8 protein-coding genes are annotated in these 8,791 nt (G+C 65.8%); 7 read left to right on the forward strand and 1 reads right to left on the reverse strand.

The window, feature by feature from the left end:
• Positions 1 to 72: 72 nt before the first annotated feature.
• From CE453_RS28300 to CE453_RS28310, 3 genes are all read left to right on the forward strand, one after another.
• A complete protein-coding gene (locus CE453_RS28300) occupies positions 73 to 675 on the forward strand; it encodes a YdeI/OmpD-associated family protein (protein WP_089177623.1) in 603 nt (200 codons plus the stop codon).
• A 246-nt stretch (positions 676 to 921) separates the two neighbouring features.
• Complete coding sequence (gene motA, locus CE453_RS28305; protein WP_089177624.1) at positions 922 to 1,779, forward strand: flagellar motor stator protein MotA; 858 nt, start codon at positions 922 to 924, stop codon at positions 1,777 to 1,779.
• Positions 1,780 to 1,807: 28 nt separating this feature from the next.
• Positions 1,808 to 2,683, forward strand: coding sequence for a flagellar motor protein MotB (locus tag CE453_RS28310; protein WP_089177625.1), 876 nt, complete (start codon positions 1,808 to 1,810; stop codon positions 2,681 to 2,683).
• A gap of 226 nt (positions 2,684 to 2,909) precedes the next feature.
• On the opposite strand, the gene CE453_RS28315 is transcribed toward CE453_RS28310, so the two are convergent.
• Positions 2,910 to 3,371 (reverse strand): cupin domain-containing protein, encoded by a 462-nt coding sequence (locus CE453_RS28315; RefSeq protein ID WP_089178207.1) that lies wholly within the window; start codon positions 3,369 to 3,371, stop codon positions 2,910 to 2,912.
• A 127-nt stretch (positions 3,372 to 3,498) separates the two neighbouring features.
• Between CE453_RS28315 and CE453_RS28320 the strand changes: the two genes are divergently transcribed.
• From CE453_RS28320 to rpsT, 4 genes are all read left to right on the forward strand, one after another.
• Positions 3,499 to 5,052, forward strand: coding sequence for a winged helix-turn-helix domain-containing tetratricopeptide repeat protein (locus CE453_RS28320; protein ID WP_089177626.1), 1,554 nt, complete (start codon positions 3,499 to 3,501; stop codon positions 5,050 to 5,052).
• A gap of 650 nt (positions 5,053 to 5,702) precedes the next feature.
• Positions 5,703 to 6,476, forward strand: a complete 774-nt coding sequence (locus CE453_RS28325) for an enoyl-CoA hydratase (protein WP_089177627.1) — start codon at positions 5,703 to 5,705, stop codon at positions 6,474 to 6,476.
• Positions 6,477 to 6,585: 109 nt separating this feature from the next.
• Entirely contained in the window at positions 6,586 to 7,569 is a 984-nt protein-coding gene (locus CE453_RS28330; protein ID WP_089177628.1) for a threo-3-hydroxy-L-aspartate ammonia-lyase, read from the forward strand.
• Between the two features lie 181 nt (positions 7,570 to 7,750).
• Entirely contained in the window at positions 7,751 to 8,017 is a 267-nt protein-coding gene (gene rpsT, locus CE453_RS28335; protein WP_089177629.1) for a 30S ribosomal protein S20, read from the forward strand.
• Positions 8,018 to 8,791: the final 774 nt, after the last annotated feature.

Here is an 8,791-nt window from a genome sequence, read left to right on the forward strand (position 1 = left end):
GAGGCGGGGGTGGACGGACCTTGAGATCGCCAGGGGCTTGCCCCGGACCCAACCTCGACCGATGCTCGCCCTATGGCCAAAGCCCCTCTCCCGCTCCTCACCTTCGTCGATCGCAGCACGTTCGAGGCCTGGCTGGCCGACCAGACCTCAGGCGCCGAGGGCGCATGGCTTCGCTTCGCGAAACAGGGAGCGCCCGAGCCGACGATCGCCAAGGCCGAGGCCATCGATTGCGCCCTGGCCCATGGCTGGATCGACGGCCAGCTCGGCGGGATCGATGACCGCTACTTCAAGACCCGCTTCACGCCGCGCCGGCCTGCAAGCCCCTGGTCCCAGGCCAACCGGGAGCGCGCCGAGCGGCTGATCGCGGATGGGCGGATGAAACCCGCGGGCCAGGCCGAAATCGAGCGCGCAAAGGCCGACGGACGCTGGGACCGGGCCTATGCGGGCCAATCAAAAGCCGAGCCTGCCCCCGACCTTGAAGCCGCCCTGGATGCCCTTCCTCCCGCCCGCGCGCTGTTCGACGGGTTGGACGCCGCGAACCGATTCGCCGTGATCTATCGCGTTCAACAAGCCCGGACGCCGGAAAAGCGCGCCGCGAAGATCGCCGAGCTGGTGGATATGCTGGCGCGCGGCGAAACGATCCATCCACGCCGGACACCCAAGGGCACGCGCTGAGCGCCGAGGCAGCTCTTCCCAAGCTCCGCCATGGGTCGATGACTGACGTTCGCCGGGACACCCTGGCGCCGATCTCTTTACAGGGCCTACCCTGCCGCCCAAGCCTCGAAGCCGTGGTGGAGGACGACGCCGACAAGCCTGCCGGCCACCGGCCATAAACTCGCCCTTAACCTTAATCGGTCATTTCGTCGGACTCGTTAGGGCTTCGCGCGGGCTGTACCTGCTGCGGCGCGAGGGTGGCAAACCATGCGGCTGATCGTCGGCACAATCATCGTCTTCGTCTGCGTCTTCGGCAGCTACGCGGCGATGGGCGGCCACCTCGAGGTCCTTTGGCAGCCGTTCGAGTTTGTCATCATCCTCGGTGCAGCGATCGGTGCCTTCGTCATCGGCAACCCCGCGCCGGTGCTCAAGGCCGTGCCCGCCATGCTCGGGACGCTCGTGAAGGGTCCCAAGTACAAGCAGGAATGCTACGTCGAACTGCTCGGGATGCAGTACTCATTGTACAAATTCGTGAAGCAGAAGGGCATGCTCGCGGTCGAAGAGCACATCGAAAACCCGAGCGCGTCGACGCTGTTCAACGCCTTCCCGACTTTTGCGGCGAACCATCATGCGGTCGAGTTCGTCTGCGACTACATGCGCATGCTGACGATGGGCGCCAACAACGTCCACGAGATCGATGCTCTCATGGACGAGGAACTGGAGACGCACCACCAGGAGCAGGAGCGTATCGTCGCGGCCATGCAGTCGCTCGCCGACGGCACACCGGCGCTCGGCATCGTCGCCGCCGTGCTCGGCGTGATCAAGACGATGGGGGCGATCACCGAGCCGCCGGAAGTGCTGGGACATCTGATCGGCGGCGCGCTCGTCGGCACTTTCTTCGGCGTCTTCGTCGCCTACGGCTTCTTCGGGCCCATGGCGCAGTCGCTCAAGGGCACGTTCGAGGCGGAATCCAAGTACTTCCTTTCACTCAAGGCGGGTCTCCTCGCCTATATCGGCGGCCAGCCGCCGGTGATGGCGGTCGAATTCGCCCGCAAGGCTCTGATGAGCGACGTCCGCCCGACCTTCAGCGAAGTGGAAGCGGCAACCGCCGATCTCCCCGCCTAGATCTGACCCAATCTCCAGCAGGGACTCGATGACCAAGCCCACCCAGCCGATTATCATCGTCAAGAAGGTCAAGAAGGCGGCTCACGCGCACCATGGCGGGGCCTGGAAGATCGCCTATGCGGACTTCGTGACCGCCATGATGGCGTTCTTTCTGCTGATGTGGCTGATCAGCATGACGACGCAGGAGCAGAAGATCGGCCTGGCGGAATATTTCGCGCCGTCAGCCCTGAGCCCTACGACCAGCGGCTCTGGCAGCGTCCTGATGGGCAGTGCCCTGGACAAGTCAGGCAACAGGCCCTCAGTGCCCCGCGACGGCGCGAAGGGGACTTCCGGGCAGGATGACAAAGCGCCCCCGACCGGCTCGGGCCGCGCCAGCGACCGTGAGGTCAGCCGCCCGGCCGCCGGTGTGCAGGCCAACTACAGCGCCATAGCCAGCCTCCGGCAGGCGCTCCAGAAAATGCCCGAAATTTCCGAGCTGTCGCGCAACATCGTGATCGAGCCGACCAAGGAGGGGTTGAACGTTTCCCTCGTGGACGAGTACGGCCGCTCCATGTTCCCCGAGGGCTCGGTCCAACCCTACGAGCGCACCCGTCTCGTGCTGGAAGCGCTCGCACCCACCCTGCGCCGTCTGCCCAACCAATTGTCTGTCTCCGGCCACACGGCCGCAGCACGCCCGGGCTCGGTGCAGGCCGCCGATTCCTGGAGCCTCACGGCCGGGCGGGCGCTCGCCGTGCGCGAGATCCTGTCGGGGGCCGGGCTCCCCAGCAGCCGCTTCGCGTCCGTGGCGGGACGCGCCGACACCGAGCCGCTCTTCCTCGACGATCCTTACAGCCCGTCGAACCGACGGGTGACGATCACGCTGCTCAATGCGGAGCCGCCGCTGCCCCCGGGCGCCTTTCCCTGACGGCAAGGCGCCTCGGCCGCCTCAGAGTCCGTTTGAGATTGAGCTCCGTGGCTGACGCATGAGGGGCTGACCATCGCGACGTGGATCAGGGCCTCGGAGAGGTCGATGCGCCGCGGGAGCGGACTTTCAAACACCTGGTCGCGTAACCAGTGTCACAGGGGCGCATGCGCTTGGCGTGCGATGGTCGCAGGCTGGTTCGGCGTGGCTCCCGGGAATCCAATCGGCGTTATTCCCGTGTGGTCAGTGTTGAAAGCTGGTCGGTGTCATAGCGATCTCGCAGCGCGGAGAGCGCGTTCGGGTCGGGAACGCCTGACGCTGCGAGCTGCGCCAGCTCCTCGAAATAGTGCTCGTGCCCAGGAGGCGACACGGTCATCAGCACGCGAGCCTGACGCTCGCTGACATTGGTGATGTTGTGGGGCACGCCTGGCGGGATGAAGAGGAAGGTCCCGGGGCGGGCGCGAACGATCCCGTCGCCGACATGCCACTCGCATTCGCCCTCGAGGACGTAGAAGGTTTCCTCCTGGACGCGGTGGACATGGAGGCCGGTGGCGAATCCGGCCGGAATCGTCCAGTCAAACATGCTCGTATGTTTCGTGTCCCGGTCGGTGACCAGGAACACCATGGGATGGCCACGCAGCATGACCCCGTTGTTCTGCTCGGGCATGCGAATGACGGGAACGGCGTTCATGCGATCCTCCATCGACTGAGATTGCGATCGGCAGGCAGCGAAGCCACTCTGGTCCTGCCATCTCGGGGAGTCGTGAAGCCGTTCCGAAATTGTTGCGAAAAATGCGGAACCGGTACCATCCTTCCGTATGGCGAGGACCCTGGCATTTGGCCCCTTCCGTCTCGATGCCGAAGCCGGAATCCTGTTCCGCGGCAGCGAGCCGGCTGCGCTTGGTCGACGCGCCGTCGCCTTGCTTACGCTGTTGCTGGGACGAGAAGGCTGCCCCATTCCCAAAGAGGCCCTGATCGAGGCGGCATGGCCAGCCCAGGCGATCGAGGACAGCAATTTGACGGTCCAGATCGCCGCGATCCGGCGCGCGCTCGAAGAGCACGACGGTGGCGGATGCTGGATCGAAACGCTGCCACGACGTGGCTATCGCTATGTCGGGCCGGCTGTGACCATCTATGATCCCGATGTCGCGCCCCCCAGAGGCTCCATTCGACATCTCGCTCTGCCTGATAGGCCGTCCATCGCGGTTCTGCCGTTCGTCAACATGAGCGGCGACCCGGAGCAGGATTATGTCGCCGATGGAATGGTCAGCGATATCATTACCGGCCTCGCACGCATCAAATGGCTTTTCGTCATCGCGCAGAATTCTACCGCCATCTACAAGGCGCGCGCCGTCGACGTGAAGCAGGTCGGCCGCGAGCTCGGCGTGCGCTATGTGCTCGAAGGCAGCGTGCGGAAAGCCGGCGGCAGCCTGCGCATCAGTGCCCGCATGATCGATGCCTCAACCGGTACGCATGTCTGGGTCGAACGCTATGACCGCAGCTCCGACGATGTCTTCGCGCTTCAGGATGAGATCGCGGTATCGGCTGTGGGCGCGATCGCGCCGAGCGTCCGGCGTGCCGAGATCGACAGGGTCAAGCGAAAGCGCCCTGACAGCCTCGATGCCTATGATCTCGTGCTGAGAGCCCAGTCCGACGTGGATTCCGGCATGCCCGAGCAGGTGACCCGGGCGCTCACGCTGCTCGACCGGGCCATTCAACTCGATCCTGAATATGCACTGGCCCACGGCAATGCCGCGATGTGCCATCATTGCCTCTTCCTTCGCTCGGGCTTGCAGGAGGCCAATCGTGCAGCCTCGATCCGCCACGCCCGCTCCGCACTCATCCATGGCAAGGATGATGCGGCCGCACTGACCCTCGCGGGGTTTTCCATGGGCATGGATGGCCATGACCGTGACGCTGCCTTCACTGCCCTGGAAGCTGCGCTCGCCATCAGCGAGTCATCGGCGCTAACCTACATTCTCGGGAGCGTCATGTTCGGATGGGCCGGGGAGGCCGAGCGGGCCATCGCGTGGAGCGAGCGAGGCATGCGGCTCAGCCCGTTCGATCCATGGGCTTTCGCTGCTTTCGATGCGCAGGCGATGAGCCATCTGCTGCGCGGTCGGTATGGCGAAGCCTGCCATGCGGCGCATCGATCTGTTCAAGCCAATCCTGCGCACAGCATCACCTACGTGCAGTTGGCGGCTGCACTCGTTAAACTTGGGCGGCGCGAGGAGGCCAGGCGCGCAGCGGCACGGGTCCTCGAACTCCATCCGACATTCCGCTATGGTCGCCAGTTCGCAGGCGTGAACTGCGCTCCTGAGCTTGCGGAGGTGCTCGGCGGCGCGCTGCGGTCGGCGGGGCTGCCGGAATAGTTCGTCAAAGACACCTGATGTCAGCCATGGGTCGAAAGCTGGCCTTACCGCAAACTTATCCCCGCCTTGGCGAACCATGCGTATCCTGGGGCCACCTCGTCCCCGAGGGGCAGCCATCCGGAGGTATGCCGTTGGCGGGGCGGGGTCGGCGCCTGCGGCTGGCCTTACGAGCCAGACTCGGGAGGCTTCGGGGCACCGCCCTGGGGGTACTACGGCCCCTGTGCGAGGAGCTCGCTGGACGGGTTGGCGGAAGCGGCCCTGTCCGACACCGCGGTGTGGCGCACCCTTTGGGGCGTTGAGGCCGCAGGACGGCATGGCTGGCCCGCCCGCCCTTATAAGCGCGGCTCGGAGTCTGAAAATCGCCGATAAGCGGAGCGCCACGGGGCGTGCGGAAGGTGGCTCAATCCTTCCGCGCCGCATCCTGGCTCAATGGAAGCGGCCCGATACAACCTGCGCCTCGCGGCGCTCCGCTGCCCCTCGACCGAAACGCCCGCGCATCGGCGCGGGCGGCGAAGGCGCTTGCGCGGAGCGCCGGCCTGGCCGGCCCGGCTGAACGGTGGCGCGAATGCGCGGATGCGCGCAACCGCGCATGGACTTCCACCGGCGCCGCCCGCTAAAGCTGGCAGCACAGGATCATCCAGGAGGCCGTCATGGCTTATGAGACCATTCTCGTCGAGACGAAGGGCAAGGTCGGGCTGATCACGCTCAACCGCCCGCAGGCGCTCAACGCCCTGAACGGCCAGCTCATCGGCGAGATCAACCAGGCGCTCGACGGCTTCGAGAAGGATGCCGGCATCGGCTGCGTCGTCCTCACCGGCTCGGAAAAGGCCTTCGCCGCCGGCGCCGACATCAAGGAAATGCAGAGCCGCACCTTCCCGGGCACCTATCTCGACGACAAGTTCGCGGATTGGGATCGTATCGGCCAGCGCCGCAAGCCGATCATCGCGGCGGTTTCCGGCTTCGCGCTCGGCGGCGGCTGCGAGCTCGCCATGATGTGCGATTTCATCATCGCCGCGGACAATGCGAAATTCGGCCAGCCCGAGATCAATCTCGGCGTCATTCCCGGCGCAGGTGGCACGCAGCGCCTGACCAAGGCCATCGGCAAGGCCAAGGCGATGGACCTCGTCCTGACCGGCCGGATGATGGGCGCCGAAGAGGCCGAGCGGTCGGGCCTCGTCGCCCGCGTCGTGCCGCTCGCCGATCTGCAGGCCGAGGCGCTGAAGGCGGCCGAGACGATCGCGACGAAGTCGCTGCCCTCCGTGCTGATGGCGAAGGAATCGGTCGAGCGCGCCTTCGAGGTGACGCTTCAGGAAGGCCTGCGCTTCGAGCGCCGTGTCTTCTCCTCGCTCTTCGCCACCGCCGACCAGAAGGAAGGCATGTCCGCCTTCGCCGAGAAGCGGAAGCCGGATTTCAAGAACGCCTGAGCCTGACGGCCATCGCTGGCCGCATGGCGGCGCAGAGCTTCGCCGCCTTGAAGAACGCTCCATCCTGCTGGCAGATTGCCTTCGTCTTCCGCCAGCAGGATTTGCCGTCATGAACGCCCAGACAGGCCCGAGCCTCCCGACCTATGCCGATGTCGAGGCGGCCGCCGAGCGGCTCAAGGGCATCGCCCATCACACGCCGGCGATGAGCTCGGCCACCGCCAACCGGCGCACGGGCGCGAGCCTCGTCTTCAAGCCCGAGAATTTGCAGCGCATGGGCGCCTTCAAGTTCCGCGGCGGCTACAATGCCATCGCCTCGCTCTCCCCCGCGCAGAAGAAGGCGGGCGTCGTCACCTTCTCCTCCGGCAACCATGCCCAGGCCATCGCCTATGCAGGCCAGCTGCTCGGCGTGCCGACCACGATCATCATGCCGAACGACGCGCCGGCCGCAAAGGTCGCGGCGACGGAAGGCTATGGCGGGCAGATCGTGCGCTACGACCGCTATACGGAAGACCGGCTCGTGATCGGCGACCGGCTCGCGGCCGAACGCGGCCTGACGGTCATCCCGCCCTATGACCACCCCCACGTCATCGCCGGCCAGGGCACCGCGACGAAGGAGCTGATCGAGGATGCCGGCCCCTTCGACATCCTGATCGTGCCGCTCGGCGGCGGCGGGCTGCTCGCCGGCGCCTGCCTGGCGGCGAAGGCGCTGAATCCCGCCTGCCGCATCTTCGGCGTCGAGCCGGAGGCCGGCAATGACGGGCAGCAATCGCTGCGCAAGGGCGAGATCGTGAAGATCGGCGTGCCCAAGACCATCGCGGACGGGGCGCAGACCGCCTTCCTCGGCCAGCTCACCTTCCCGATCATCCAGCGCGATGTCGAGGACATCGTCACGGTGAGAGACGCCGCGCTGGTCGATGCGATGCGCTTCTTCGCCGAGCGCATGAAGCTCGTGGTCGAGCCGACCGGCTGCCTCGCCGCAGCCGCGGCCTTCAGCGGCGCCGTGCCGGTCGAGGGCCGGCGCGTCGGCGTCGTCCTGTCGGGCGGCAATGTCGATCTGGCGAGCTTCGCGCGCTTCATCGCGCCCGCAGCCTGAGCCCAATGGTGAGCCGCATGCGGATTCCGCGTTGACGGCGGCCGCACAAGCGACTATAGCCCCACCACTCGCGGCGGCCCGCGCAAGCTCGGCCGCCGCTCACGTGTTTCCAGCAAGGTAGCGGCCAGGACCACCGGCTCAACGCCAGGCGACGGGCCGTAATGAGGACGAGGACGTTTCGATGGCCAATACGACGTCGGCCAAGAAGGCCACGCGGAAGATCGCGCGGCGCACCGAGGTCAACAGGAACCGCCGCTCGCGCATGCGCACCTTCCTGCGCAAGGTCGAAGAGGCGATCGCCACGGGCGACAAGGCCGCCGCGGCCGAGGCCCTGAAGGCCGCCCAGCCCGAGATCATGCGCGCCGCGCAGAAGGGCGTGGTTCACAAGAACACCGCCTCGCGCAAGGTTTCGCGCCTCGCCCATCGCATCGGCGCGCTGGCTTCCTGAGCCGCCTTCCCAGATAGTATTACTCCTTTAGAAAGCCCGGCCTCGTGCCGGGCTTTTTTGTTGGCTTCGAGGCCCCTGTTGCAGCCTCGCCACGCATCTTCGCCGAAGACGAAAATCGCTCTGGCAAGCCGATTCGGCAATCTTTCCACGGCTTTAGGGACTTGACTCTCGGGCGGCTTTCGGGGCGCGAAACCGAGCCTTTCGAGGGAGTCCATCGCGCATAGAAAATCATTATTTATCATCACCTTAGCAGGCAAAGGATTTTGCAGCGACGGAATCATGGCGACTCCACGGCGGCCATTCGCCCCGCGGAAAAAAAAGATTCGGCCGGCCCGGACGGGGCGGCTCTAAAGAAAAGATTAAGTTCCCCAACCAATTGCGGCTGCCATCCCCAATCCGATCCGGGGAGAGGAGGCCGCTGCCGCTCCGAAGCCGGCTGACTGGGGTGTTGCAGCCTTTCGAGGGCGCCCTGTAAGGTCCCTTCATCGCCTGGCGGACAGCAATGAACGCCGCGGCGAATTCCAGAGATTATCGGTGTTTGGGCTCGCGACCAAGGAGGTTGGAGAATGTCGCTCTTTGTCTTCTGTTCCGAGATGAAGGGCAGCTCCAGCCAGCGGCGGGCCTTCCAAGCGTAATCGACAGAACCGGGACCCGTTGAACCTGTCGGGCGGAGGCGCCTGACGGGCAGGGATCCTTTTTTGACCGGACAACAACGCCGGGACAGGCGGTCGCCGCTGCGACCGCCCTGCCGAAGGCGTGTTCATTTGAGAGCGA

Origin of the sequence: Bosea sp. AS-1 (assembly GCF_002220095.1) — a bacterium.
Taxonomy (GTDB): domain Bacteria; phylum Pseudomonadota; class Alphaproteobacteria; order Rhizobiales; family Beijerinckiaceae; genus Allobosea.